The organism is Stieleria bergensis, from assembly GCA_007745635.1.
GTDB lineage: Bacteria > Planctomycetota > Planctomycetia > Pirellulales > Pirellulaceae > Stieleria > Stieleria bergensis.
On record CP036272.1, the window covers coordinates 6,643,500 to 6,670,205 of the forward strand.

Annotated in this window: 20 protein-coding genes; all 20 read left to right on the top strand. The window is 55.4% G+C overall.

The features are described 5' to 3' along the window. Window positions 1–37 precede the first annotated feature (37 nt). The 20 genes from SV7mr_RS23375 (at window position 38) to SV7mr_RS23470 (ending at window position 26,542) form a co-directional block, all read left to right on the top strand. Window positions 38–295, top strand: a complete 258-nt coding sequence (locus SV7mr_RS23375) for a hypothetical protein (protein WP_145277244.1) — start codon at window positions 38–40, stop codon at window positions 293–295. Between the two features lie 373 nt (window positions 296–668). Further along, window positions 669–2,096: a recombinase family protein gene (locus tag SV7mr_RS23380; RefSeq protein WP_419188501.1), complete on the top strand. Its 1,428-nt coding sequence runs from the start codon at window positions 669–671 to the stop codon at window positions 2,094–2,096. Continuing rightward, complete coding sequence (locus tag SV7mr_RS23385; protein ID WP_419187828.1) at window positions 2,093–2,542, top strand: hypothetical protein; 450 nt, start codon at window positions 2,093–2,095, stop codon at window positions 2,540–2,542. The genes SV7mr_RS23380 and SV7mr_RS23385 overlap by 4 nt, the downstream gene beginning before the upstream one ends. A gap of 251 nt (window positions 2,543–2,793) precedes the next feature. Beyond that, window positions 2,794–3,384 (top strand): sigma-70 family RNA polymerase sigma factor, encoded by a 591-nt coding sequence (locus tag SV7mr_RS23390; protein WP_419187829.1) that lies wholly within the window; start codon window positions 2,794–2,796, stop codon window positions 3,382–3,384. Next, the gene (locus SV7mr_RS23395; protein WP_419187830.1) at window positions 3,384–4,931 is read left to right on the top strand and encodes a LamG-like jellyroll fold domain-containing protein; all 1,548 of its coding nucleotides are present in this window, start codon (window positions 3,384–3,386) and stop codon (window positions 4,929–4,931) included. The genes SV7mr_RS23390 and SV7mr_RS23395 overlap by 1 nt, the downstream gene beginning before the upstream one ends. Beyond that, window positions 4,928–6,439 (top strand): sulfatase family protein, encoded by a 1,512-nt coding sequence (locus SV7mr_RS23400; protein WP_145277251.1) that lies wholly within the window; start codon window positions 4,928–4,930, stop codon window positions 6,437–6,439. Before SV7mr_RS23395 ends, SV7mr_RS23400 begins: the two co-directional genes overlap by 4 nt. After that, window positions 6,436–7,809 carry a sulfatase family protein gene (locus tag SV7mr_RS23405; RefSeq protein WP_419187831.1) on the top strand — a complete coding sequence of 458 codons (1,374 nt, stop codon included), beginning with the start codon at window positions 6,436–6,438 and terminating at the stop codon, window positions 7,807–7,809. The genes SV7mr_RS23400 and SV7mr_RS23405 overlap by 4 nt, the downstream gene beginning before the upstream one ends. Window positions 7,810–7,873: 64 nt before the next feature. After that, window positions 7,874–9,862 carry a sulfatase gene (locus tag SV7mr_RS23410; protein WP_145277253.1) on the top strand — a complete coding sequence of 663 codons (1,989 nt, stop codon included), beginning with the start codon at window positions 7,874–7,876 and terminating at the stop codon, window positions 9,860–9,862. Window positions 9,863–9,932: 70 nt separating this feature from the next. Then, complete coding sequence (locus tag SV7mr_RS23415; RefSeq protein ID WP_419187832.1) at window positions 9,933–11,402, top strand: sulfatase-like hydrolase/transferase; 1,470 nt, start codon at window positions 9,933–9,935, stop codon at window positions 11,400–11,402. Between the two features lie 189 nt (window positions 11,403–11,591). Then, a complete protein-coding gene (locus SV7mr_RS23420; RefSeq protein ID WP_145277257.1) occupies window positions 11,592–12,275 on the top strand; it encodes a sialate O-acetylesterase in 684 nt (227 codons plus the stop codon). A 287-nt stretch (window positions 12,276–12,562) separates the two neighbouring features. After that, window positions 12,563–13,981: a sulfatase family protein gene (locus tag SV7mr_RS23425; protein ID WP_145277259.1), complete on the top strand. Its 1,419-nt coding sequence runs from the start codon at window positions 12,563–12,565 to the stop codon at window positions 13,979–13,981. Between the two features lie 21 nt (window positions 13,982–14,002). After that, complete coding sequence (locus SV7mr_RS23430) at window positions 14,003–15,145, top strand: sugar phosphate isomerase/epimerase family protein (RefSeq protein ID WP_419187833.1); 1,143 nt, start codon at window positions 14,003–14,005, stop codon at window positions 15,143–15,145. A 96-nt stretch (window positions 15,146–15,241) separates the two neighbouring features. Continuing rightward, window positions 15,242–17,494, top strand: coding sequence for a polysaccharide lyase family 7 protein (locus SV7mr_RS23435; RefSeq protein WP_419187834.1), 2,253 nt, complete (start codon window positions 15,242–15,244; stop codon window positions 17,492–17,494). A 52-nt stretch (window positions 17,495–17,546) separates the two neighbouring features. Then, complete coding sequence (locus SV7mr_RS23440; protein ID WP_145277263.1) at window positions 17,547–18,977, top strand: sulfatase family protein; 1,431 nt, start codon at window positions 17,547–17,549, stop codon at window positions 18,975–18,977. After that, the gene (locus tag SV7mr_RS23445) at window positions 18,977–20,344 is read left to right on the top strand and encodes a sulfatase-like hydrolase/transferase (RefSeq protein WP_145277265.1); all 1,368 of its coding nucleotides are present in this window, start codon (window positions 18,977–18,979) and stop codon (window positions 20,342–20,344) included. The genes SV7mr_RS23440 and SV7mr_RS23445 overlap by 1 nt, the downstream gene beginning before the upstream one ends. Beyond that, window positions 20,345–21,808, top strand: coding sequence for a sulfatase (locus tag SV7mr_RS23450; protein ID WP_145277267.1), 1,464 nt, complete (start codon window positions 20,345–20,347; stop codon window positions 21,806–21,808). It begins immediately after the preceding gene. Between the two features lie 48 nt (window positions 21,809–21,856). Continuing rightward, window positions 21,857–23,131, top strand: a complete 1,275-nt coding sequence (locus SV7mr_RS23455; RefSeq protein ID WP_145277269.1) for a Gfo/Idh/MocA family protein — start codon at window positions 21,857–21,859, stop codon at window positions 23,129–23,131. A gap of 14 nt (window positions 23,132–23,145) precedes the next feature. After that, window positions 23,146–23,847: a 3-keto-disaccharide hydrolase gene (locus SV7mr_RS23460; RefSeq protein WP_419187835.1), complete on the top strand. Its 702-nt coding sequence runs from the start codon at window positions 23,146–23,148 to the stop codon at window positions 23,845–23,847. 79 nt (window positions 23,848–23,926) lie between these two features. Next, on the top strand, window positions 23,927–25,480 hold the full coding sequence (locus SV7mr_RS23465; protein WP_419187836.1) for a sulfatase-like hydrolase/transferase: 1,554 nt from the start codon (window positions 23,927–23,929) through the stop codon (window positions 25,478–25,480). Window positions 25,481–25,564: 84 nt separating this feature from the next. Continuing rightward, a complete protein-coding gene (locus tag SV7mr_RS23470) occupies window positions 25,565–26,542 on the top strand; it encodes a DUF6807 domain-containing protein (RefSeq protein ID WP_145277271.1) in 978 nt (325 codons plus the stop codon). Window positions 26,543–26,706 lie beyond the last annotated feature (164 nt).

Below are 26,706 nucleotides of genomic sequence, written 5' to 3' on the forward strand. Positions count from 1 at the left end.
GCCTATAGATAGGCACCCATCACAAAGGATGAATGAAATGATCAAGAAAGTAGATAGCACCAAGTGCCCAACAGACATCGACCAAAGAGTCTCGCTGTCACTGAGTTTGCAACGTTACCTCCGGGCTTCCGCTGAATTCGAGACAGCGTCTCAGGCGTTTACGGACGCTTGCAACTCTCTCCGCAACGACCTTCCACGCGATGGACGCTTCGTCGCCCAGTTCAGCTTCCGTCACTACCTGGTGACCAGCGACCGGGATGGAAATTTTGATGTGGAACGCATCGAGACGCTTTAAGCACCCGAGGGACGCTCCATGGAATTTCAGATCAATGATTCACGGCCTGCAAGACGTCGCTGCCTGCGATGCGGGAAGGATTTTTCGTCGCGTGGTCCGGGGAACCGAATCTGTCACCCCTGCAGGAAGATCAACAACCGACTTGGTTTTATCCCCGAGTCGGTCATGCAGAAGCTCCGTGGAACCAAGCGTCGTAATGGATTCCCAATGGATCCGGAACAGATTTAGGCGGATCCAGAACAGATGTAGCCGGATCCAGAACAGATGTAGCCGGATCCAGAACAGATGTAACTGAATTTTTGAGAACGGACTGAGATACAGACTTACCAATGGCTGACCCCAAACAACTGCTTACCTATTCCGCACTGAATTTATCACCAGCCAGCGAAGCGAAGGCTGGGAATGTCTCGAAGAACGATACGACGATGGCGGCTTCTCCGGCGGCAATCTTGAACGTCCCGCCATGAAACGTCTCATGGCCGATATCGAGGCCGGCAGAATCGACTGTGTGGTTGTCTACAAAGTCGACCGGCTCAGTCGCAGCCTGCTCGATTTCTCTCGGGTGATGGAAACATTCGAGAGACACAACGTGGCCTTCGTCTCGGTCACCCAGCAGTTCAATACCGCTAGCTCGATGGGCCGGTTGATTCTCAACGTGCTGCTTTCCTTCGCCCAGTTCGAGCGCGAGATGATCAGCGAACGCACCCGAGACAAGATCGCGGCGACCAGACGCAAAGGTAAATGGTGCGGTGGCGTGCCGGTCTTCGGATTCACGATCGAAGAAACCAAGCTCGTGGTCGTGCCCCACGAAGCCGAACGCGTCCGGCAGATCTTTGACCTCTACCGTCGCACGCATTCCCTGCTGGAAACGGCCAAGGAAGCCAATCGTCGTGGCTGGCGGACCAAGCAGTGGACGACCAAGAAGGGATCAACTCGCGGTGGTCTGCCGTATGACAAGAACCGCATCTACCAGATGCTGACCAACGTCACCTACATTGGCAAGCTGACCTACAAGGACGAGATCCATGAAGGCCAGCACCAGGCGATCGTGGATCCTCAGGTCTTTGCCGAAGTCGGAGAGTCGCTGCGAAAGAATGGCCGCAGCGGCATGATACGAGCTTCAACCAGCTTCGACGGAATGCTGCGAGGCATCCTTCGGTGTGCAAAATGCAATCGAGCCATGCGGCACACTTCCTCTGGCCGTGGCACGAAGAGGTATCGTTACTACGTTTGCGGCAAAGCCGAAAAACAAGGCTATGAATCTTGTCCATCGCCTTCGATTCCCGCAAGGCAGATTGAGGGGTTTGTCGTCGACGAACTCCGCGTGTTCGCAAACGACGACCAACTCATCCGTGACATCTACGAACGCTGTCATGAGCAGAACCGCGAGGACGTCGATTCGCAAAAACGTGAAGCCGATTCGATTGCGAAGTTTCTCAAAGAGGACCACGCCGAGATGACTCACCTTGTCGCAACGGCCGCTAGCGCTGACTTGATTGAAGCAACGCAAACACGCATTGATAAAAGCCAAACACGATTGAAAGAGCTACGTGAAGCAATCGACAACCATCGGCCGATTCGCGTCAGCCACGCATCGATTCGCAAGACCCTCGGTGAACTGGATAAAGCCTGGGACACGATTCCACCGAGAGAACGCTGCCGACTGATGGAATTGTTGATCGAACGGATCGACTACGACGGCGTTGAAGGCACGCTTGATATCACCTTCCAGCCCGCCGGACTCGCGTCACTCGGCCAGGACGGCAATTTTGCCCGACACATTACGGAGACATTGAATTGAGCAACCTATCGAACAACTCAACCGAAACACCGCCGCGCACGTCGGCGATACGCCGCACGTTTCACGTTGCCCGCGTAGATCGCGGCGCCCGCGAGGTACGCGGCGGAACAGCCCCACCGCGGCCCAGAACGGGCCAACTGCCGAGACTGTCCCGGCTGATGGCGCTCGCCATCCACTTCGAAAACGCCATGGCATCGGGCCGCCTCCGATCGCAAGCCGACTTAGCGCGAGTCGGCCAAGTCACACGCGCTCGCCTCAGCCAGATCATGAACCTTTGTAACCTTGCCCCAGATTTGCAAGAAGAGCTGCTCTTCCTAAAGCCGTACTTCAGCGGCCGAGCGCCATTAACCGAGCGTCAAATCCGCCCCATCGCCGCCGAACCCAACTGGGACAAGCAGCGCCGCCAGTTCAAAAAGCTTATCGGTTCTGCCGGTCGTACGGACTAGAGATAGCGTGAACGTCAGATAACCCTCGCTATGTAGCGAATGGTTGCGGGCTGTAGCGGCTGTGCGGCCTGCTTTCAGTTGAGCCTGTCGCCAGCTTGCAAATGGCAATGTTTTCAGACGCGATATTCGCAACCTGCAGAAACTCCGGGACGGATGCGAGGCCTCCCGACGAATCGCGTATCGTGGGAACCCGGCATGAAGTCGTCGCCAAGTAGTAGCAAAAATTGGAATTTGACGATTCTTCAAGATTCTTGTTAACGATTTCTGTTCGCATTCGGCATACGGTAGACGGAAAGATGTTCACGTGGGCCGAGTCAATGAAAGAAGATCAGAAACGAGAGTTGTTTACAGAATGCTGGCTCAAAGCTGAGCCGGCGGTGTCCGCGTATGTTTTCGCATCCGTCTCTCGGTTTCATGACGCTGAAGACGTTGTTCAGCGGATTGCTCAAGAGCTGGCGCGACGCTTTGATGAATTTGACTTCAATCGGCCGTTCGTCGCATGGGCGTTGTGGATTGCAAAGTCGCGCGTGATTGATTTCTACCGGGCTGAGCATCGCACGCGGGTCGTTTTTTCCCACGAATTGCTCGGCCAACTCGCTGACACAATCGCGGCTCAGGCTGATGGTCGGAGCAACCGTCGCGAAGCACTGGAAGCCTGTTTGGAGGAGCTGCCGCCAAAGTCGCGCCGGTTGCTCGATTTACGGTACGTCGAAGAACTGTCAGCCGACGAGATGGCGCAGGAAACCGGATCCACCAGTGGCTCGGTGCGAGTTCTGCTGTCGCGCGTGCGGACGGTGCTCGCCAGTTGCATTGAGCGACGCCTCGCAGTGGAGAATGCGTGATGTCCGTAGACGATGGATTCATCGACCGCATTCTTGAAGGAGCGGTGTCCGACGAAGAGGCCGTGGAGTTTCAGACGTGGCTGAAGGTTCCCGAAAACCTCGAACGCTTTGCGCTTCGTGCCGAGCTACATTCGGACTTGCGGCGTTCCCTGCGGCGCAGACAGATTCAGAAGAATGCGCTGGATGGGGGTACAGACGGCCTCGTCACTGACGCTGTTTCGTCGCGGGAGCAACTCGCATCGCCAATTCCCCGCTCGCGACAGTTGTTGGCGTTGACCGTAACCGCGCTCGTGATGGCAGCCTGCATACTCATCGCATTCGTGCAGCCTGAAAGCAACAGGGATCCAGTCCCTGCTTACGCTTCCGTGGCTTCTGTGGCTTCCGTTGTCAGTCACGTCAGCGGGGTGCTTACGAAAGACGGTTCAACTTGGAACGACGCACAACTCCCTGTGGGCAATTACGAATTAAAGAAAGGCCTGCTGAACCTGCAGTTTGGCGGGGGAGTCATGGTTTACGTTGAGGCTCCTGCCCGCTTCGACGCGGTCAACGAAAAGCGTGTGGTGCTGCATAGCGGGCGACTGTCGGCTAACGTGCCGCCCCAAGGGATCGGGTTCACGGTGGAAACTCCCGAAGCGGAAGTCGTTGACTTTGGCACTGAGTTTTCCGTCGATGTGGAAGGCGGCGCGAGTGAGGTGCATGTGTTTGATGGGCTCGTGCGCGTCCATCCCGGGGCATCCAACTGGCGCGATGCCTCCCGGTCAGTTGAGCTTCAGGCGTCGCAGGCCCTGCGGATTACTGATGGGGCGACTGAGCCCGAAGACATCTCGATCGCGACCGACAGGTTCATTCGCAACTTTGACGAACCGAGATTGAACTACGCTCGCGCGGTCAAGCGGTTATCGCCGCTGGCTTACTACCGAATGCCAATCCGCGACCGAGGGCTGGTTTCTGAACCGCCCGAATACTCCGGTGTGGTTTTAACCGGTGAAGGCAAACGTCCTCCGCATGCCAAGGGTGTATTCGCCGGCGGTTCTTTGAGAGTTGGAGTCGACTCAAGCGGTCGGGGTGGACGCGTTGATTCGCCACCGCGATTGAGCACCGGACGCTTCTCGCTGACCGCGTTCGTGTATCTGGAACCGCCCACGCGAAACGCATCGGTCGCCACGAATCTAGAAGGAGAGCGTGGAAACTTCGACGTGTCGATCGATGAGAACGCAGTGCTGAAGGCAACCATTAGGAGCAACGATGGAGCGGCATCGACCATCGCGCGCGGATCAGTCTTACCGCAAAAGACATGGCGACACGTTGTCGTGACCGTTGACGGTCAATACTTGCAGCTCTACGAAGACGGAAAGCTTGTTGCGTCCACACCTTGTGCGGCAATGGCAGCCAGCGACTCCGAGACGTTCTGGTTCGGAACGGACGCCGAAGCGACGCGGGTATGGGACGGTCGGCTCGACGAGGTGGCGTTGTTCAACCGGGCACTTACTGAAGAAGAAGTCGCGGCGCTCTATCGCACCGCCCAAGAGGAGATTGCCAGAACATGATGACGAATCACCGGAAACAGCCATGGCCTCAGCTTCTGGCGCGAGCTTTGGCAGCCGCGCTTTGTGTGTTGCCGGTCATTGGTGCGTCGTTGCTGGTGGCGGCCGACCGGCCCAACATTGTGATCATCCTTGCGGATGACCTTGGGTACGGAAGCCTTAACAGCTACGACGCGGATGAGTCGCTCATAGCAACGCCTAACATCGACCGGCTGGCAAAGCAGGGCCGACGATTCACCGACGCGAACACTCCTTCCTCGGTGTGCTCGCCAACTCGCTACGGGCTGCTGACAGGGCGATACGACTGGCGGACGAATCAGAAGCACGGCGTTGTCAACACGACCGACCCGCTGCATATCGACACATCACGTTCAACAATCGCGTCGCTTCTGAAGTCTGCTGGATATCGCACGGCCGCGATCGGGAAGTGGCACCTCGGGTACGGCACAACGAAGGCGGACTTCACGAAACCGCTGACACCAGGACCGCTGGACATTGGCTTCGACTATCACTTTGCCGTGCCGCAGAACCACGGCGACGCTTCGGGAGTTTACGTCCGCAATCGGCAAGTCGTCGGCTTGCGTTCAGATCGCAATGTTCCCGTCGGCAAGTCACCCTACGGTCGAGACTTTATGGGCCTCGATGCCCCTCAACGCGTCGATGAAAACGTGATGGATGAGCTGACGACCGATGCCGTCAGGTGGCTCGACAAGCAGACGGCCGATACGCCTTTCTTTTTGTACTTTGCGCCCGTTGCGATCCATTTTCCCTACACGCCGTCAGCCAAGACAAAGGGCAAAAGTGGAACCGGTCTCTATGGTGACTGGATTCATGAGTTGGATCAGTCCGTCGGTCGGATTCTCGACGCCATCGAGCAAATGAAGGCGACCGAAGAGACGCTGGTCATCTTCACCAGCGACAATGGCGGCGTACTGATGACCGAAGGGACACGTCCCGAGGCGGAAGCGTATCGAGCGGGGCTACGCTGCAACGGCCACTTGCGCGGTCGCAAGCACAGCATTTACGAGGGTGGTTTTCGAATTCCGTTTCTTGTTCGCTGGCCGGGACATGTTCAGCCGGGATCCGTTTGTGACGAAACGATCAACCTCGTCGACATCTACGCCACGCTTGCCGCGGTGATCGATCAGCCGCTTCGACTGGACGAGGACATCGCCGAAGACAGCTTCAATGTGCTGCCGGCAATGCTCGGCACGCTACACCAGGAACCGCTTCGGCCGTCGATGATTGTTCACAGCCCCAACGGCAACTTTGCAATCCGTTGTGGCCCGTGGAAGTACATTGAAGGCAAACCGAGCCCGACATTGAAACGCATCCCGCGGCGAGACGAGCTTCACGCTCAGCTCTACAACCTGCAGGACGACCCGGGCGAGAAACATAACGTTATCAACGAATATCCTGATGCCGCGAACCGGTTGGCAAGTTTACTTGAGCAGCTGCGCAACGAAGGAAGGTCATCAACGCGAACGTCTCAACGAGAAAACACCAAATGAACAAGCACCTGCTTTCATTCATATCACAACTGCTCCTCGCATTCCTGCTGGTGATTGCCTTTTCCGCAGGAACTCAGGCAGCGGATGATCGGCGGCCGAACATCGTTTTCATGTTCGCTGATGATCTTGGTTACGGCGACCTCGGCTGCTACGGGCATCCGTATGCAAAGACGCCTGCGCTTGACCAATTGGCTAAAGAAGGAACGCGATTCACGCAATATTATGTGACGGGCGTGACCTGTAATCCGAGCCGTACGGGGCTGATGACAGGCCTGTTCCCCGCACGATTCCCAAAGTACGCAGCCGATTTTGGTTTTGGTGAGCGTTTGACGATCACCGAGTTGCTAAAGGAACGCGGCTATCGGACGGGCCACTTCGGCAAGTGGCATATCGGTCCGGATGAAAAGAACGGCACGTACGGCATCGACACCGTGAAAGTGATCGGCAAGAGCCGCGACAAGACGACTGGTGACGCCGGACGCGACGACGACCTGTATTCGGCGGCGATCGACTTCATCAAGAAAAACAAAGACGAGCCGTTCTACGTCAACGTGTGGGGACACGCGACACATTTTCCCGTCAACACGGCTGAAGGACTCGTCGCTGAGTTCAACGATGTCACCGTAGACCGCAACGACTTCTCACCAACAATGCAGCACAAGTTCGATGAGAGCCAGAAGATCAGCGGCGATCTGGACGAGTCGATGCGGCAGTACCTCGGCGACGTATATCAGATCGATCGCAACGTCGATCGCCTGTTGAAGACGCTCGACGAACTGGGACTGAGCGACAACACGATCGTTGTCTTCTCCAGCGACCATGGGCCAGCGCCGGTGATTCTCAGCAAGCAGGAACCTCGGAAATACTCGAACAACATGCTCGGCTACGCGGGCGAATTTCGTGGCGGCAAACACGAACAATACGAAGGCGGCACGCGCGTCCCGTTTATCGTCCGTTGGCCGGGCAAAGTCGAAGCCGGTCGAGTCGATACGCAAAACGTCTGCTCGTTCATCGACTGGCTGCCGACGCTGTGTGCGATTGCCGGAGTCGACGGATTACCGAAGCCAATTGACGGCGAAGATATCTCCGATATCTGGTTCGGTACCGATCGTGAGCGAACAAAGCCACTATTCTGGAAGACAAGTGCAGTCGGCGCGACGCCAGCGATGCGGGAGGGCAACTGGAAGTTGCATCTGCCACGCAAACAACGCGGTGAACCAGAACTTTACGACCTGTCGATTGACCCCAGCGAGAGTCACAACGTCGCTGAGCAGCATCCAGACGTCGTGAAAACGCTTTCCAGAAAAGTCAAAGCCTGGGCCGCCACGCTGCCCACGGAATACTCCAAGAAAGATGTGAGAAGCAGGTAAAGCTCGTCCACTACGAAGCAGCTTGCCTAAATTTAGAAACGACGAACCGTAAAGACGAAAATCTATGAAACTTCATCACGCCTTGCTCCTCTTGCCGATCGTTGGTCTTGTTTGCCTGTCAGCTAAGGCGAATGGCGAACCGGGACGACCGCCGAACGTCATTCTCTTTCTGGTCGACGACATGGGTTGGACGGACGGGGGTGTCTTCGGCAGCGAATACTACGAGACGCCGAACATCGATGCCTTTGCCAAACAAGCGATGCGTTTCACCAACGCCTATGCGCATCCGCTGTGCTCGCCCAGTCGGGCCTCGATCTTGACCGGGCAGGAGGAATCTCGCCACGGCATCCTTTCCGCCCACGGACATCAGGAGCCAGAGCCGTGGGGCGCGCAGGTCTATCAGGCTGCTACACCAACAGACGAATACCTGCTCACCAAGAGTCGCCGTTACCTGGATCCGGATGCCACGACGCTGGCCGAAGCTTTTCTCGGTGCCGGCTACCGCACGGCTCACATGGGCAAATGGCACCTGGGCTTGACTCAAGAGCATTGGCCGGACCAGCACGGCTTCGAGGTCACGTTTCACTCCGCACCAGATCCCGGACCTCCCGGCAGCACCTATTTCTCACCGCACGGAGTTCACGCTGACGGTGAGCCTGGTGCGGCACGTCGAGTCGGCAATATTGTCGACGGACCAGAAGGCGAACACATCGACGACCGGCTCGGTACCGAGGCAATCAAGTACATCACCGAACATAAGGACGAACCAGTCTACCTAAATCTGTGGATGTATGACTGTCACGGCCCTTGGGAAGCGAAACAGGATCTCATTCAGAAGTTCGCCAGGAAGGAGTCTGAGCCCGACGGTCATACGAACCCGGTCTACGCCGCCATGCTGAAGACGATGGACGACAACTTCGGACGAGTCATGACGGCGCTCGATGAACTCGGTATCGCCGACAACACCATTGTTGTTTTCTTTTCCGACAACGGCGGCAACACCCACAGCATGAGTGCGAGCGAACAGAAGCGGAAGATGGCCAATCCGAAGAGCAAGACGTATGGCTACACGAAGATTTACAACGACTACGCTGGTCTGCAGTATCCGACGAAGAATCTCGGTCTCCGCGATGGAAAAGGATCGCTTTATGAGGGCGGCGAACGTGTTCCTCTGATGGTTCGGTGGCCCGAACACATTCCTGCGGGCTCGGTCAGCGAGACAATCGTCAATAATATCGACCTGTATCCCACGCTGCTTGAACTGACCGGCCAGGCCGAACCTGAGAATCATGTCATCGATGGGAAGTCCTTCGCGAAGGTGCTCACAGAGGGCGTTGAGGCAACGGACCAAACGAGCGTCAGCTATTTTCCGTATCACGGCGGAGGCATCTCGGTGCGTGACGGCGATTGGAAATTCATCAGGCGTTACACCCGCAAACCGGACAGCTACGATGGCCTCGTCGAACTATTCAATCTCAAGGATGACCTCGCCGAATCGAAGAATCTCGCTGCCGAAATGCCGGAGAAAGTGGCCGAGCTTGATCAGTTCATCAAAACGCACTTTGAACGCACCGGCGGCCTTCCCCCGAAACTCAATCCAGACTTTCAACCGAGAACGACCACATCCGTAGGTTCGAGAATCCCGACGCACGGGCTGGTTCCCAAGCAATGCGAGCTCGAGTCGATCGACGGCGGCATACGCGTGATTGCCCAGGGGAAGAATCCCTTCCTGGGAACGGCCCAAGTGAAACTGGACGGACCGATCACGCTGCGCCTGCAAGCTCGGGGCGTCGATGGCAAGAGCGGGACGGGACGTGTTCAGTGGCGAACCCAAAAACAGACTGAGTTTCCTGCAACCGGCCAGACGGTGGACTTCGAAGTTCCTGAGTCGACAACCTGGCAAGACATCACAGTGCAAGTGCCTGTCGAGGGACGAAGTCAGTTGCTTCGTCTGTATGTCCCAGCCACTGACGGTCTCGACATCCGCTCGATCCGCTGGAAAGCCCAGGACGGGAAACCGGTCCAGTGGGATTTTTCAACGGATGCCCGGTAAGGCACGAACGCAAAAGCGGGATTCAGATCTCGCCCACAACGAAAAAGAGATCCATCAACGGAAATCGAATATGCTGAAATCTTTAACATTCTTTGCCCTCATCGGCTGCTTACTGTCGTCACTTGTGTCGGCAACAGAAGAAAGCCCCCCCAACATACTTTTCATTCTGGTGGATGACCTTGGGTATGCAGACCTGGGCTGTCAGGGCAGCAAGGAGATTCGCACGCCTCACATCGACCGGCTTGCAGCTTCAGGCCTTCGCTTCACCGATGCTTATGTCACTGCTCCGCAATGCGGTCCGTCGCGAGCCGGGATCATGACCGGAGTTCACCAGTCCCGCTTTGGCTACGTGGACAATGAAAACAACCATGGACTTCCTGATCCGCACATCCTTCCCTTGATGCCCGAATATCTGAAACAGGCGGGGTACCGGACCGGTCTCGTCGGAAAGTGGCATCTCGGTCAGGGCACCGAATCGATGCTGAGCAAGACACAGAGAGACGAATATCGCAAGGTTCGGAAGACGGACGCTTTCTCGCCAAAACGCGTTGAGGCCGCCGAGCCCTGGAAACGAGGATTCGATGAAGGGTTATTTTTTGTCGGCGGCGGCGGCCACTACTTTCCTTTCCGCGAAAGACATGTAAACAATCCGAGCTCCAACTACTTCACGTTCAACGGCACTGCTCAGCAACCTGAAAGCTACAAGCGTGAGGCCAACGCCTTCAAGACCGATTTCCTCACCGACGCGGCGATTGCCTTCATCAAGAGCACGGACAACAAGCCTTGGTTTCTTTATCTCGCCTATACCGCGCCTCACACTCCGCTGCAGGCCAAACAAAAGGACATTGCAGCAAACACACATATCAAAGATCCAAACCGGCGTATCTTTGCCGGGATGATGACCTGTTTGGATCACAACATCGGGCGGCTGCTGGGGCATCTCGATCAGCGGGGCCTTCGTGAAAACACTCTGGTCGTTTTCCTCAGCGACAATGGCGGACCGACAAGTAAGAACAAATCTCGCAACGACCCGTTTTCCGGCGTGAAAGGCGATGTCTTTGAAGGAGGCGTCCGGGTGCCGATGATTGCATCCTGGCCCGGTACACTCGCCGAGGGCAAAGTCGTCTCCGGACCTGTCATCTCGCTTGATCTGCTGCCGACGTTTACGGCGGTGGCTGGCAAGCGTGCTGAGCATCCTCTTTTGGACGGCAAGAACCTTTTGCCATGGCTGACAGGCAAAGCTGAGTGCCCCAACGAGACGCTTTACTGGTCCTGGCGTGGGAATTTCAACGCCGTACGTCGGGGAACACTGAAAGAAATTCGAAATGGTAAGCCCGTCAAGTCAGTCGACGGCAAATCCATCCCTCCTCACAACTTCGTCGACCTCGCGACGAACCCAACGGAGTTGGCTGGTGAAGATTCGCTGAAGGATGAAAACAAAAAGCAGCGTTTATCAACCGCGCTCGACGCATGGCTCAGCTCGGTGAATAAAGATGCGAACAAACTGACCCCGAGCAGCAGTAGCCCACCGCCGAGGTGACGAGCTCGCAACCTCCGAACGCACTTTCCAGAAAAGTCAAGAACTTGAGTAACGGCCCTGCCCCAGGGAATACTCCAAAACCAAGGGCGGGAAGCAGATCTTCGCCGCAGCCTCACCGGGACTCATGGTCTCGTCCCCTACCAGATCAAGTTATCCCGAAGCAACAGAAACCTAATCGGAATACACCCCATGAACCGCCTTATGTTGACACTATTAGCGCTCAGTACTGCATCGAGCGTCTATGCGCAAGAGAAGCACCTCTTCATTTTGTCAGGCCAATCCAACATGAAGCGGTTGGATCCGGAAGCGTCATTCTCGCCAGCGGTCCGAAAAGCATTCGGCGAAGGCGGTGTCATCGTGGTCAAGGATGCCGAGGGTGGGCAATCGATCAGACGCTGGTACAAGAAGTGGAAGGATGTGAAGAACTACAGGGGCATGAAGCCTGATACAAGTGCTGACCCATCGACCATCGGCGATCTCTATGACAGGCTCATGAAGAAGGTCGATGCGGAAATCACCGGGAAGACCATCAAGACAGTCACGTTTGTTTGGATGCAGGGTGAAGCGGATTCAGGGAAGCACTATGTTGTTTACGAAAAGTGCCTCAAAGGACTGGTTCAGCAGCTAGAGGAAGACCTAAAGCTTGGAAAAGTGAACGTTGTCATTGGCCGCCTAAGCGACGCCAAAATGGAAAGCGCTGGTTGGGTAGAAATCCGTAGAATTCAACAGAGCCTCTGCGAAGCGAATCCTGATTGGGAATGGGTTAATACGGATGACGTGAACGGAGAGAACAACGGAGTCCACTACACCAGAGCTGGTTACGTAGAATTCGGAAAACGACTGGCCGAAAAAGCAATACGGCTTGTCGATTAATGTGCTGAACCACAGGGGAAGCCTACTCAGTACACGTCCGCATTCTTTAAATTTCATCATAACCATCGAAACCACCCATCGGTCATTGTGTGGAATGCATTAGATAAGAGTTGCGTCGCAGTAATTGTTATTCTTTCGTTTTGGCGCTCGGCCGACGTCATGGGGGCTGGAAGGCCGGGGACATTGCAATGAAAGTCTTTTCCTGATTTTCTCGTTAACGATATCAGCAGGCGATCGGCATTCTTTTGAAAGTCACTGCCGGTACACGAAGAAATTGCCAAATCACCATGACGAATTACTTTCGAGATTCCTTGCAGCGAAAAATGATGTGTGCTGCGTCAGCCTTCTTCTGCACGTTGTTCATTTTCGGCGCGATTGCTTCGGGCGAGAGACCCAACGTCGTTCTGATACTGGCGGACGATTTGGGATATGGGGACCTGTCGTGCTACGGACAGCAGTCTTATCGCACTCCCGCGATCGATCGCCTCGCAGCTGAGGGCATCAAGGCGACCGACTTTTATGTGCCAGTTCCCTACTGTGCGCCTTCTCGTGCAGCGATGCTAACCGGGCGATTTCCACTACGAAATGGAGTCACTAGAAATCCGCACCCGGACACGACTCCTGAGGCGGATGTCGTCGGACTCGATCCGTCCGAACGCACGCTAGGCGAAGCGTTCCAGCAAGCAGGCTACCGAACGGCTTGTATTGGCAAGTGGCATCTCGGTCACAAGGAGCATTTCTATCCGACGCGGCACGGCTTCGATTCCTACTACGGAATTCTCTACTCCAACGACATGCTGCCCGTTCAGATTCTTGAAGACGAAAAGGTTGTTGAGAACCCAGTTGACCAGAGAACGCTCACGACAAAGTACACCCAAAAGGCAATCGAGTTTATCAACACGAGTGAAGACCAGCCGTTCTTCCTCTATTTCCCTCACGCGATGCCGCACAAGCCACTCGCGGTTTCCGACAAGTACTATACGCCTGATACTCCGGATGACCTCTACGCGGACGTGATTCGAGAACTGGACTGGTCCGTCGCAAAAGTGCGTCAGGCCCTCGAAGCCCGTAAAATTCTTGATAACACGATCCTGATTTTTACATCGGACAATGGACCTCACTATGGCGGAAGCACCGGCGGACTGAAGGGTAAGAAGGCAACGCCATGGGAAGGTGGAACTCGCGTGCCCTTCATCATCCGCTATCCGGATGCATTTCCTCAGCAGAGCGTGATTGATGTGCCTATCTGGTCGCTCGATTTGTTTCCCACTTTGCTCGCGTTGTGCGGGCTTGATGCACCCAAAGACCGATTGATTGACGGCCAGGACATCACCGCCGTGCTTAAGGGACAATCTCGAGAGCATGCTCCTATCGTCACCTGTCACGATGAAAAGATCATGACGATCCGAGATGGAAAATGGAAACTCTACCTGACCAGGCCCAAATACCTTTCCGCCCGCGATCTTAATCCAGACTACGTCGACCCCAAGACGCCAAACGGCACGACGATTATTGCCCAGACGGAACAGCCGACTTCAATGCAGTATCCGGGAGTCGTGCCGAAGCGATTCAAGAATCAAACACCGCTATTCAATCTCTCCGTAGATCGCGTGGAAGAAGATGATGTGACGGAAGACCATCCAAAAGTTGTTTCGGACCTTCGCAAGAAGTACAGAGCCTTTGTCGACTCACTTGACCAACGCTGATTGCCCATAAGGATGACCCTCATGCCGAACCCGACCAACCATGATCACAAGACGCTGGGAAACAATACACTGGGAAGACGTGACTTTCTTTCGACTGCAGGTTCCAGCCTTGTCGCAGCCAGTATCTGTTCGCAGTCACTGATGGCCGACGACAGCAAATCTGCGAATCGGATTCCACTCGGGTTGGATGGCCATTCCCTACGTGGGATGAAGTGGAAGGCAACGCGGCTGATCGAATTCGCAGCCGAACAGCGGCTCGACGCCGTGCTGTTAAACAACCTGAACTACTTCGAGAGCCTGGAAACGTCGCATCTTCGGAAGCTGAGGGATTTGGCCGGGCAGCACGAAATTGCGATCTACATCGGTGCTGGTGGTATTTGTGCCAACGCTGCGAAGTTCTCTGACAAGTACGGTGATGCCGAAGCCCTTGTTGCGAAGGCAATCGAAGTCGCATCAGCGCTCGGGTCACCCAATGTGAATGTGCGAATCGGCAGCATTGACGATCGATTTTTGGAAGGCGGCATTCAGCCGCGCATCGACGAAGCCGTACGAGTCCTGAAGGCCTCAAAAGAACGTGCGATGGACGCAGGATTGACGTTCGGTTTCGAGAATCACGCCGCAGACCTGCGATCTGATGAATTGCTTGAGCTGATCGAGGAGATCGGGACTGAGGTGTGTGGGGAAATGCTTGATCCTGGCAACGGCCTCTGGGCCATGGAAGATCCGATGGTGCATTTGGAAGCACTCGTGCCGCACGTCGTCTGCAACAGCCTGAGAGACTATATGGTCTGGGAATCGGAAGAGGGAGCAACTTTCCAATGGACGGCCGTCGGTGAAGGTCTCATGGATGTTCCGTCGTACGTGCAAACTTTGGCAAAGGCAAATCCAGGGATGCCGATATTCGTCGAGTCGATTTCCAACTCAGCACGCCCGATTCCGTTTCTCACCGACGAACACTGGCAGGGCTATCCAGAACTGGCTGCCGCCGACATCGTCGATTTCCTGAAGCTTGTGCGTCGCGGTCACAAAATCGAGATCGACAAGCCTGAGCCCGGGATGGATCAAAAGAAATTCGACCAACAGCACCAGCAAAACGAATTCCTCAAGAGTGTTGAGTACCTGCGAAAGCATGCAGGCGCGGGGCTCAAGGCTTTCCCATCGTAGTGGACGAGGTCACGAGTCCCTTTCGCGAAGAGCCATGGCGAGGACTCGTAACCTCGTCCACTACCGATGAATTTTCAAAACCATCGAAAACCAATCATGAGATACACTTGCTGCTTCTTACTGTTCGCCTTCGCATTCACATTGAGTCATGCGAAATCAACGGCTGCCGAACGTCCCAACATTGTCGTCATCCTGACTGACGATCAGGGATACGCGGACATCAGCCTGAATCCGCATCACGCAGCGGAAGTTTCCACACCGAATATGGATGCTTTGGCGCAAGACGGTGTCGTCTTTTCCCAAGGCTATACAGGCGGCCCTGTTTGCTCGCCGACTCGAGCCGGAATCACGATCGGCGGCTACTCGCAGAGTGTTGGTGTTTATACAGCTTCAGACGGTGGGGCTGGATTCGATCCGAAGAAAAAGATCTTCCCTGGATACTTGCCCGATGATTACGTCTCGTCGGCGATCGGCAAGTGGCATCTGGGGGTTGATGATGACTATCCCGAATTGAAATGGCACGCGTTGAATCGAGGCTTTGATGAATGTTACAAGTTCATGGGCCGGGGCGGTCACAGTTACTTCAATCTGAGGAGCGATGTCGACGGTAAGTTCATGGGACCGATCTACCGCAACAAAGAGCGGATCAATGATGAAGGCTACATGACAACTCGGTTGACGGAAGAGGCGGTCGCGTTCATCGACCGGAATAAGGAGAAACCGTTCTTCCTGTACCTCGCCTACAACGCCGTGCACGCTCCCGCCGAAGCACCGGAGGAAGACATCAAGGCCTTTCAGTCAAAGTTCCCGCAGCTTAGCAAGGAACGCGCCGTCCTAATGGCCATGCTCAAGCATCTTGACGACGGTGTCGGCGAAGTGGTCGCCAAATTGAAACGCAAGGGCATCTTTGACAACACGCTCCTGTTCTTCCTGACCGACAACGGCGGATCAAAATCAATGAGCGCTGACAACACGCCGCTGCGTGGTTTCAAGCAAACACTCGATGAAGGCGGGATTCGCACTCCTTTTATCGTCTCGTGGCCCGACAGGTTCAGTGGTGGTCGAACGGTGGATACACCGATCATTTCCTTCGACATTCTTCCCACGGCCCTCGATGCGGTTGGGTCGAGGCCGGTCACACACGACTTCGCGGGAAAGAGCATTCTGCCGCTGTTGACCGGCGAATCGACACTGCACCACGACACGCTGTTCTGGGGCATCGGACCGGACAACGAATGGGCCGTCCGCCGAGGCGACTGGAAACTGCACTGGATCAAGAGCCGTCTGGAACTCGTCAATCTCGCGAGAGATCCTTCGGAGCGAGAGAACCTGGCTGACAGCAATCCTGAGAAGGTGAAAGAACTGAGCCTCGCGTTTGACCAATGGCTTAAAAAAATGGCGAATCCAATCAAAGGCGGTCCCAAACGCAAGGATGGGATCCAGAAGCCAGCCGATGTTGCCGCCCAGAACAAGAACATGACGCCGCGTGAAATCGAACGTGCGCGAATCCGCGAAGAGAAGCAAGCTGCAAAGAAGGCGGCCAAAGAAAAGGAAAAGGCCATGAAAAAGGTGGCAAACAAAACAGACGAGGACGCAGCCACGACCGAGGCAAATCGACCAGTCATCGAAGCGCCGACCACGAACGTGACAGGGCCGCATCCCGGCAGCCGATTCGATCTGAGCCATTGGAAACTGACTTTGCCGACCAGTGCAGACAACACTTACGGTGGACATCCGAAGGAGATTTCCGCAGCAGCACTCAGCGATAGTTTTAAAGACCCCCACTTCTACACGGATTCAAGCGGAGCGATGGTCTTTTGGTGCCCCGTCGTTGGGGCAACGACAGAAGGCACGCAGTTTCCCAGAAGCGAGCTGCGTGAAATGCTCCAGCCAGGTAACCCGCGCAATAACTGGTCGTTCACAGGTTCGCACGAAATGACCGCGCGCTGTCGGGTGCTTGAGATTCCCAGCGATCCCAAGGTGGTCATCGGCCAAATCCACAGCTACACGGGCAAGTCAAAACCACTCGTCAAGCTTCAGTACTACAAAGGCCGCATCGAAGCTCTGGTGAAGGAAAGCCCGACCAATGGTAAAGACAAAAAGCTCACGTTTCCTGATGTTGAGCGAGGCAGCGACATCGATTGGACAATCAGGCTTCAAGGCGGTGTGCTTGCCATCACCGTCAATGGCACAACACAGGAAGAGAACGTTTTGGAAAACGACAGGGCCTGGGCAGACCTGACTTTCTACTTCAAAGCCGGCGCCTACCCTCAGGACAACGCAGGAGAAGTGAGCGAAGGTGCTCGGGTTTCGTTTTCCCGCTTAGTTGTGACACATTCAGACGACTGAACCGGAAGCGATGAGTCAACGCGAACACAATTGGTACAGAACAACAAGACAAATGAATCGAATTCTTTCAGCAGTTGCCGTACTTTGCTTGGCGGCCGCGCATTCGCATGCTCAATCCGAATCGCAGAAACCCAATGTCATCGTGATTCTCGCTGATGATCTCGGCTATGGTGATCTTTCGTGCTATGGGGCCGACGATATCGCCACGCCAAGTATTGATCGCATGGCGGCTGAGGGAGCGAAGTTTAACAGCTTTTATGTTTCACCCGTTTGTTCTCCGACACGCGCGGCGCTGATGACTGGGAGCCATTCGACTCGCGTTGGCATCGGTGGTGTCATGTTTCCTCGGAACAACCACGGATTGAATCCTGACGAGATCACGCTTCCGGAGTTGCTGAAGGATCAGGGCTATGCGACGGCCATCATTGGCAAGTGGCATCTCGGCAACCAAGACATGTTTCAGCCGCTTAAGCACGGATTTGATTATTGGTATGGAACCCCCGCCTCCAACAACCAGTTCTACTATCCAAATACCAAGACGTATGCGTTGGACTGCAAATATCGTGAAGGCTATTCGTGTGATGGGATACTTAAGCGAGAAACGGCTGCATGTCCACTAATTCGCGACAACGTCGTCATCGAAGTTCCCGCCGACCAGATGCAGTTCACTCAACGGTACACGCGGGAGACGATACGCTTCATCACCCGAAACAAGGACAAACCGTTCTTTGTCTACCTGGCCCATAACACGCCGCACATCCCGCTACATGCTTCCGAAAAGTTTATAGGCAGCAGCAAGCGAGGCATCTACGGCGACACGATCCAGGAACTCGACTGGAGCACCGGAGAGATTCTGCGGTCTCTGAAAGAACTGGGGCTCGACAACGACACGCTGGTCATCTTCACATCGGATAACGGCCCCAACACGGGCAAAGGCGGCAGCGCCGGACCGCTGAAAGGCGGCAAAGGTTCCACACTCGAAGGAGGCGTCCGAGTCCCGTTCGTCGCTCGCTGGCCGGAGGCAATTCCCGCAGGCACTGAATCCGATGAACCCATCACCGGCATGGACCTGCTGCCGACGCTGACCAGACTCGCGGGCGGCGACGTTCCAAACGACCGAGTGATTGACGGAAAAGACATCTGGCCGCTGCTCGCCGCCAAGCCTGACGCGAAGTCGCCTCACGAGGCCGTCTACTATCTGCGAGGTCGAGGAGTTCAGGCGATCCGTATTGGCAGCTGGAAGTATCGCATTGCTACTGAGAAGTCGCCGAAAGATGAGAAATCAGAACGAAAGGCCGCCAGCGACACCAAGCCGAAGAAGATCAACGTCGAGACACTCTTTAACCTGAGCAACGACCTCGGCGAGCAGACGAACCTTCTCGATAAGCATCCCGAGATCGCCCAGCGTTTGAAACGACAGCTTTCAACCTTCGAGACAGATCTCAGAAAGAACTTACGTCCGGCGGGAGTAGCGAGCGAATAATGAATATTGGCATTTCCAAACACGTGATTTGCTCCGTTGTTCTGGCATTCCCGGGGCTTGTCGAAGCTGCTGATAAGCCGAACATCGTTGTCTTTCTGACCGACGATCAGGGTTACGGTGACCTGGGCTGCTACGGCTCCGATTCGCTTGAAACGCCGAACATCGATCGGCTGTGTCAGCAAGGCATGATGTTCACGGACTTCTATGTGCATCAGCGGTGCTCGCCGACTCGTCTGGCGTTCATGACGGGTTCGCACGCGCATCGTGCTGGTTGCACCAAAGTCATCTACAACAGAGACCGCATCGGAATTCACTCCGATGAAGTCACGACGCCCGAGCTTCTGAAAACAGCCGGCTACACCACGGGGATCGTCGGCAAGTGGCATCTTGGTGAATGGGACGCATTTAACCCGACTCGGCACGGATTCGATTTCTTCTACGGCTTCATGATCGATCTCGATCAGGGCACGGGCATTTATCGTAACCTCGAGCGGATTGAGTCGATCAAGCGAAAGACCGACGGACAGCATTCGCCGAAACTGCTCGACGCCGCGGTTGGCTTCATCAAGCAAAACAAAGAACACCCGTTCTTTCTCTACTGCGCATCGCCGCTACCGCACACGCCGTGGATTCCCAATGAGCGTTTCAGAGGTACGTCGCGGCGAGGCACCTACGGTGACGTGATTCGCGAAATCGACTGGCAGGTCGGTGAACTGATGAAAGTTCTCGACGAGCAGGGTATTGCTGAGAACACCTTGTTCATCTTCGCGTCGGACAACGGCCCAGTGCTCGGGATCGACGGCGGCGATGCTGGCCCGCTTCGCGACGGCAAGTGGACCGATTTCGAGGGTGGCATTCGTGTCCCGTGCATTATGCGCTGGCCGGGTACGATCGCGCCAGGTTCGACGAACCGTCAGATCACGGGGATCATCGACCTGCTGCCGACGTTCTGTGCGATCGCTGGCGTCGCCGCGCCGGGCGACCGTGTGATCGACGGCCGAAACATTCTGCCTTACCTGAGGGGTGAACAGGTTGAGAAGCCGATTCACGAATCATTCGTCGTCCCCGGCTCGGTGATTCGTCACGGTAAGTGGAAGCTGCTTGTTCGAGAATTGAAGCCAGGAGGCAAAAGTGGACGCGAGGGAAAGCGACCATCAGCTCCGGCAGGATCACTATTCAACCTGCAGGACGATCCAGGTGAGACGCGAGACGTCTCAGCCGACCATCCCGAAATCGTCGCAGACCTGCGTCGTCGGATGGACGCAGCGGTCAGGGAACTGGAAGCCAACAGCCGACCGATCGGCAGACTCCCGGGTGCACCAGTTCCCGAAACAAAGAACAACGTCAAGAAAAGGATTAAACATTAAATGCGTTTCACGCTCGTATTATCAATCTTCGCCAGCGCGATCATGTCGCTTTCCACACATTCGGCCTGCGATGCGGCTGAGCCGGACAAGCCGATGAACGTGCTGTTTCTGGTTGCCGATGATTTGAACAGTTGGCTGCTGGATGATGCCGATCGCTACGCGGGCAAAGTCGTTGCCCCCAATCTGCGAAAGTTTGCCGCCAGTGGTGTTAACTTCACGCGAGCCTACACCGCAGCGCCGGTTTGTTCGCCTTCTCGCACCGCGTTCTTTTCTGGCGTAGCGCCCTGGAAATCGGGTATCTACAACAACGCGCAGACGATCAACAAAAGTGAGGTGGTGAACCGGGATGACGTACTGTCGCTGGCCGGGCTGTTCAAGAGCGACGGTTACAACACCTTCGGGTACGGCAAAATCACTCACGGCTGGGACCAGAAAGAACACTGGGACGATAAAGTCGGCCACAAAAGGGACCCGGCTCCTCCCGGCGCGCCTCTGGCAGGACTCAGTGGCGGTGAACAGGATTGGGGAACAATCCATCTCACTGAAGAGCAAATGAATGACACCGGCGGGGCCAACAAGGCCATCGCGGTCTTGGAGAAACAACACGACAAGCCATTCTTTCTGGCGTACGGCACGTTCAATCCTCACATGCCCTGGTATGTGCCGCAAAAGTATTTCGACATGTACCCCCTGGACCAGATTGTCCTTCCCGAACTCAAGGAGGATGACCTGGATGACCTTCCTCCGCTGGCCAAAGCGGTGAGCGATGGGATTGGGAGCTTCGCCGACAAGGTGATCGAGTCCGGCAAACACAAAGAGGCCGTGCAGGCTTACCTCGCGACGACCACTTATGTCGACACGCAGATCGGACGTGTCCTCGATGCCCTCGAAGGGAGCCCCTATAAGGACAACACCATTGTGGTCTTTCTCACCGATCACGGGTTTCACCTCGGTGAAAAACATCACTGGCAAAAGACAACTCTTTGGGAGGAGGGAACGCACGTCTTATTGATGTTTCGCGCGCCGGGAGTCACCGAAGCCGGGGGTCTGTCTGAACGGTTCGTTTCCCTGATGGACATCTATCCGACTCTTGCGGAACTCTGCGGCCTCACGCCGCCCGCGTACATCGATGGACGCTCGTTAGTTCCGCTGCTCAAGGACCCAAAGGCCCCGTGGGAAAGCACCGCCATCACCGGTCTATGCGACAAAAGCAAAACGGACCTGGCCTACATCAGCATCCGCAATGAACTCGGACGCTACTCCCGCTACGGGGCGAAAGAAGAGGAATTCTACGACACGACCAAGGATCCTCACGAATGGACCAACCAGATCGTCAACCCGGACTACGCCGCCACCATCAAGAAACTTCGCGGCCTGGTCCCTAGTTTCGCCGAGGCCGCTCACCCCCTTCCCTCCGCCCTGACCAAGAAGCGCAGGGAGTCTCGAAGAGCGAAGGCGAAATAATCCAGTCCTTTCACATCATAAAAACAAGCGGAAGAAACAGGATCAAACATGAACCCTTCACCTCCTTATCACGCTTCACGTCGAACGGCGTTGAAATCGATCGGCGCGACCACCACGCTGGCTGCGTCCGGTCTGGTGCCATCAATGATCTATGCCGCACCGTCAACATCCGGCAGCGACAAGTTACGTGTCGGACTAATTGGCGCCGGAGGGCGAGCCAAATGGCTGACGCGTGCCTTGGGTCGCGAATCCCATCGAGCCAAATTGGTTGCCGTCTGCGATTGCTACCTGCCGCAGATCGATGCCCTTGCGGCTGACAACAAAAACGATCCGCGGGCCGGTGATTCCTGGAAACGCTATCAGAACTACGAGCAGTTGTTCGATTCTGAAGAACTCGACGCGGTGATGATCGCGACGCCCGATCACGTGCGCGTGCGTGCGGCCATTATCGCTTGTGCCAAGGGGCTGGATATCTACGCGGAAAAGCCACTCAGCTTCAGCATTCCGGAAGGTCGCGCACTGGTTGAAGCAGTGCGAAAACACAAACGTGTGCTGCAGGTTGGTACGCAACAACGCAGCACGCCGATCAACCAGTATGCCTGCAAATTCGTCCGCGAAGGTGGACTCGGAAACGTCAATACGATCCTCGTCAAAAATTACTCGGGCTCTCAACCTGCGACGGGTCTCGAGCAGCAATCCATTCCCGAAGGCATGGATTGGAATCTTTTTTGTGACCAAGCGAAGCTGCTTGACTATCACGAACGACTTCATCGTAGGTGGCGGAGTTACGACGCATTCACAGGCGGCCCCATTTGCGATCGTGGTTCGCACGCACTGGACATGGTTCACCTTGCCATGGGGTGGGAGAACGTCGCGCCAACGCGGATCGAACCCACCACCGAAGCGAAGAGTTACTGGGATCGTGGGGTTCGACTGTACTATCCCGACGGCACTGTCATTCGGCTGGAAAGTACGGATGGTCCCGCGTTCGGCGGCATATTCATCGGCCAGCAGGGCAAACTCGAAATCAATCGAGGACGCTTTGCGTGCAATCCGAAGGACTTACTCGCTCCATTCACCGGGTCACAAACGGAATCGCACGTCGCAAACTGGCTGGACTGCATCGAAACCCGTGAACAGCCCAATGCACCGGTGGAAGTCGGCCATCTGATTAGCAGCGTCGCGCACCTGATCAATATCTGTCGGATTACCGGTCGCACGATCAATTGGGACGCGGACAACGAGCAGATCATCGGCGATAAGGCAGCCAATGCAATATTGACCAAGGAACGACGTCCTGAATTTTCTCTCCCTAGTGTTTAACAACAGGAATTCAAATGACTGCAGATTTACTGGGGCGCTCTGTTCGTTCAACGACGCAACGCCATATCTCCATCCTCGTACTTCTTGTGAGCTCGTTCTGCAGTGGCTCCGCGTTCGCTGGTGATTGGGTGACCTTGTTCGATGGCAAGAGCCTCGAAGGTTGGAAACCATCACGTGACAACACACAATTCGCGTTGTCCGACGGAGTCATTGTTGGCACCAGCTCCAGCCAGACTCAGTTCTTGCACACCGTTGAATCGTACGGCGACTTTGAACTCGAATTGGAAGTCAAACTCCACGACACGGACCTTAATTCAGGCATTCAAATTCGGACTCAACTGACGCGAACGGGCGATAACGGAAAAGTTCGTGCATCCATGCACGGACCACAGGTGGATATTGGAAAATCTCCCGGGCGCAGTGGCTACATTTTCGACCAGGGAAACGGCGCATGGATAACGCCGAAAGAAGAACTGATTCGCAATGAAGCGATGGTGAACGGCCACTGGAACACACTTCGAGTCTTGGCCAAAGGGCCGCGAATTCAAACATGGATCAATGGCAAACAGGTGGGGGATGTCACTGATTCCGAAGCCTACGCGAAGTATCCCTCGGGTGTGATCGCACTGCAGGTACACGGTGTCAAGAAGTCACCGGAGACAGCACGCCACGTTTCGTTTCGGTCGATTCGCGTCCGTCGGATCGAGAAGAAATAATCGCGAGCGACAATCCAAACGAGTGAATATCACCAACCATGAAAATAGCCTTGCACACAGCACCAGTCAGGAAGCCGCAATGAGTAGTACCAGAATCACCCCAGCAGTTTTGCTCTTATGCGTTGGATGGTTGTTGGCCGGCAACTGTGTTGCCGCAGAGAAGCCAAACATCGTGCTCCTTTTCATCGACGATTGGGCGTGGAACGGTACGCCAATTCCGATGCGCGACGGTATGGAAAACTCGCGTATGCCGATCTTGCAGATGCCGAATGTCGAGCGGCTGGCTCGTGAGGGTATGAAGTTCACAAACGCGTATGCTTCGCCGCAGTGTTCTCCGTCGCGAGTCTGCGTGCAGACCGGACAATCCTCCCCGCGGAACGGCTTCACCGTGTTCATGAATGACCGCGGACAGGACTACTTTGACGAAAAGGGGTATCCCAATTTCCCCGTCGTTCCCTGTATCTCGGACATGACGATCGACGCAGACGCGGTGACGATCCCGGAAGCGTTGAAGCCGCTGGGTTATGTCAGTGCGCACATTGGTAAGTGGCACATGCGAGGTGATCCGGCGGACGAAAGCTACGTGCTGCACGACGGTGACACCAGCAACAAGCCAGGCAATACGCTGCCCGCTGGCGCAAACCAACGCCTGCCCGACGACCTGACCGATCCCAAGCTGATGTTCAGCGTCACTGAGAAAGCGCTCGGTTTCATGACCGAGCAGGCACAAGCCGGCCAGCCGTTCTATCTGCAGATCTCCCACTATGCGATGCACGAAGGTCGTGAGTGTCTGCCGGCAACACGCGAGAAATACACGCGACACCCTCTCGTGCAGGCTTACTACCAGAAGATCGGGAAGACAGCCGAAACCGTAAAACGCAAGGAAGATCCAGCGATCTGGCTGGGCATGGGCGACGATCTCGACGGACGCATCGGAGCCGTGCTCCAGCGCATCAGCGAATTGGGGATCGAGGACAACACGTATGTCGTACTGGTGTCGGACAATGGGTACCGACACAAAGAACTTCAGTTGACGGAGGGGCTGACTCAGCCACACCATGCCGCCAAGTGGTGGGTCTGGCAGGGTGGCATCCGCGTCCCGATGATCGTCCGAGGTCCCGGCATCAAGGCAGGTTCTGACTTCACGGGCAATGTCGTCAACTACGACTTCCTGCCGACATTCGTCGACTGGGCCGGCGGCGATCCGACCGCACTGAAGAACATCGACGGCGTAAGTCTCGCTTCCTACATGAAAGGGCGGCCCCCGACGGAAGTCTTTCTCAAGCGGAATCTCTATTTCCACTACCCGCACTACCGATCGAGCATGCCTCACTCCGCCGTCGTGTCCGGCGATCTTAAAGTGCTTCATTTCTACGATCGCCCTGAAATTCCGATGCTGTTTGACTTGTCCACCGACATGGGCGAGGTGACCAATATCGCCGCGCGGCATCCGGACAAACACCAGAAGCTCTACACTGATATGATGACCTACTTTGAAAAGGTCGGAGCCAGAATCCCCAAGCTGAACCCTGGTGCTGACCTGAAGGTTTATGAGCAGGACAAAGACTACCGAAAGCGAAAAGACTGGGGAGCCTTCAAAGGGAGTCGGCCACTGGAAGAAGATGAACGGTAGCCACACGTGCGCAAATTCCCGCCTGTTCGGGACCCAAAAAGAAGAAGCCTTTGAAGTTTTGACAACAATGAAAGCCGTGCCATAATGAAGCAAACATCAATCGCTCTGTTCTTTCTGCTGTCTGCATTCAGTGTTACCACGCAGGCAACCGCTGGCGATGACCTAAAACTGACCGAGACGGATGATACGATCCGCGTCATGCTGCGCGGAAAACCAGTTCTCCAGTACATCAAGAAAGCGCAGCCAGTTCCCGAAGGGACTCCGGAGTACTTTAAGCGTAGCGGCTACATTCATCCGGTCTACACGCCGACGGGTCAGGAACTCACTGGCGATTATCCGGCAGATCATGCGCATCAACACGCTCTGTTTTTCGCTTGGGTGAAGAGCAAGTTTAACGGTCAGAAGGTAGACTTTTGGAATCAGGCAAAGGATCTTGGCAGAATCGAATTTCGCGAAGTGGTGAATCTGCGTCGAGAGGAGCGAAAGGTCGCCTTCACCGTCAAGCACGCGTTCATGGTAAAGGACGGTGACAAGTGGATCGATGCACTCCACGAGACTTGGACCGTCACCGTTCACCAGACGCCGGCGGATCATTTTCTTTTCGACATCGTCAGCGTTCAGCAATGTGCGTCCGACAAACCGCTGGGCTTGGCGGAGTATCACTACGGCGGCATGGCCATTCGCGGTAACTATCAGTGGCTGAAGGAAAAGGAAGATCACAGCATCGATCCGGGCGAGCTGAAGTTTCTAACGAGTGAAGGCTACGATCGCTGGGAAGGCAATCACACTCGCCCCAACTGGGTCGCATTCTCCGGCAAGATCGATGACCAGGACGTATCCGCTGCCGTGTTTTGCAGTCCGAAGAACTTCCGAGCGCCACAGCCCGTACGGATCCATCCAAACAAACCTTATTTCTGCTTTGCTCCGATGGTTGAGGGTGCATTCAAAATCGAGCCAGGAAAGCAATACGTTTCCCGCTACCGCTACCTAGTGACATCGAACGCAACCGAAGCGAACATGATCCAGAAACACTGGAACGATTACGCGAGATTGGAAAAATAATTGGTGCGATCCTATTGTGTTTGCTGGGCTATCGGACGCTGGGCATGCTCGTTCTTGCACTTTCCGTTTTGAGTTGACACTTGCTGAGCCAACTCGCGCGGTACAAGAATGTCACCATTTTGACACGTCTTGATTTTCGGTGCATCGCGGGTTCCAGTCGGCGT

Bases quoted from the DNA above. Each gene is read 5' to 3' on its own strand.
- SV7mr_RS23410 (WP_145277253.1), top strand. From the start codon at position 7,874: ATGAAACTTCATCACGCCTTGCTCCTCTTGCCGATCGTTGGTCTTGTT.
- SV7mr_RS23455 (WP_145277269.1), top strand. From the start codon at position 21,857: ATGAACCCTTCACCTCCTTATCACGCTTCACGTCGAACGGCGTTGAAA.
- SV7mr_RS23430 (WP_419187833.1), top strand. From the start codon at position 14,003: ATGCCGAACCCGACCAACCATGATCACAAGACGCTGGGAAACAATACA.
- SV7mr_RS23415 (WP_419187832.1), top strand. From the start codon at position 9,933: ATGCTGAAATCTTTAACATTCTTTGCCCTCATCGGCTGCTTACTGTCG.
- SV7mr_RS23435 (WP_419187834.1), top strand. From the start codon at position 15,242: ATGAGATACACTTGCTGCTTCTTACTGTTCGCCTTCGCATTCACATTG.
- SV7mr_RS23450 (WP_145277267.1), top strand. From the start codon at position 20,345: ATGCGTTTCACGCTCGTATTATCAATCTTCGCCAGCGCGATCATGTCG.
- SV7mr_RS23375 (WP_145277244.1), top strand. From the start codon at position 38: ATGATCAAGAAAGTAGATAGCACCAAGTGCCCAACAGACATCGACCAA.
- SV7mr_RS23425 (WP_145277259.1), top strand. From the start codon at position 12,563: ATGACGAATTACTTTCGAGATTCCTTGCAGCGAAAAATGATGTGTGCT.
- SV7mr_RS23395 (WP_419187830.1), top strand. From the start codon at position 3,384: ATGTCCGTAGACGATGGATTCATCGACCGCATTCTTGAAGGAGCGGTG.
- SV7mr_RS23420 (WP_145277257.1), top strand. From the start codon at position 11,592: ATGAACCGCCTTATGTTGACACTATTAGCGCTCAGTACTGCATCGAGC.
- SV7mr_RS23400 (WP_145277251.1), top strand. From the start codon at position 4,928: ATGATGACGAATCACCGGAAACAGCCATGGCCTCAGCTTCTGGCGCGA.
- SV7mr_RS23440 (WP_145277263.1), top strand. From the start codon at position 17,547: ATGAATCGAATTCTTTCAGCAGTTGCCGTACTTTGCTTGGCGGCCGCG.
- SV7mr_RS23470 (WP_145277271.1), top strand. From the start codon at position 25,565: ATGAAGCAAACATCAATCGCTCTGTTCTTTCTGCTGTCTGCATTCAGT.
- SV7mr_RS23445 (WP_145277265.1), top strand. From the start codon at position 18,977: ATGAATATTGGCATTTCCAAACACGTGATTTGCTCCGTTGTTCTGGCA.
- SV7mr_RS23465 (WP_419187836.1), top strand. From the start codon at position 23,927: ATGAGTAGTACCAGAATCACCCCAGCAGTTTTGCTCTTATGCGTTGGA.
- SV7mr_RS23405 (WP_419187831.1), top strand. From the start codon at position 6,436: ATGAACAAGCACCTGCTTTCATTCATATCACAACTGCTCCTCGCATTC.
- SV7mr_RS23460 (WP_419187835.1), top strand. From the start codon at position 23,146: ATGACTGCAGATTTACTGGGGCGCTCTGTTCGTTCAACGACGCAACGC.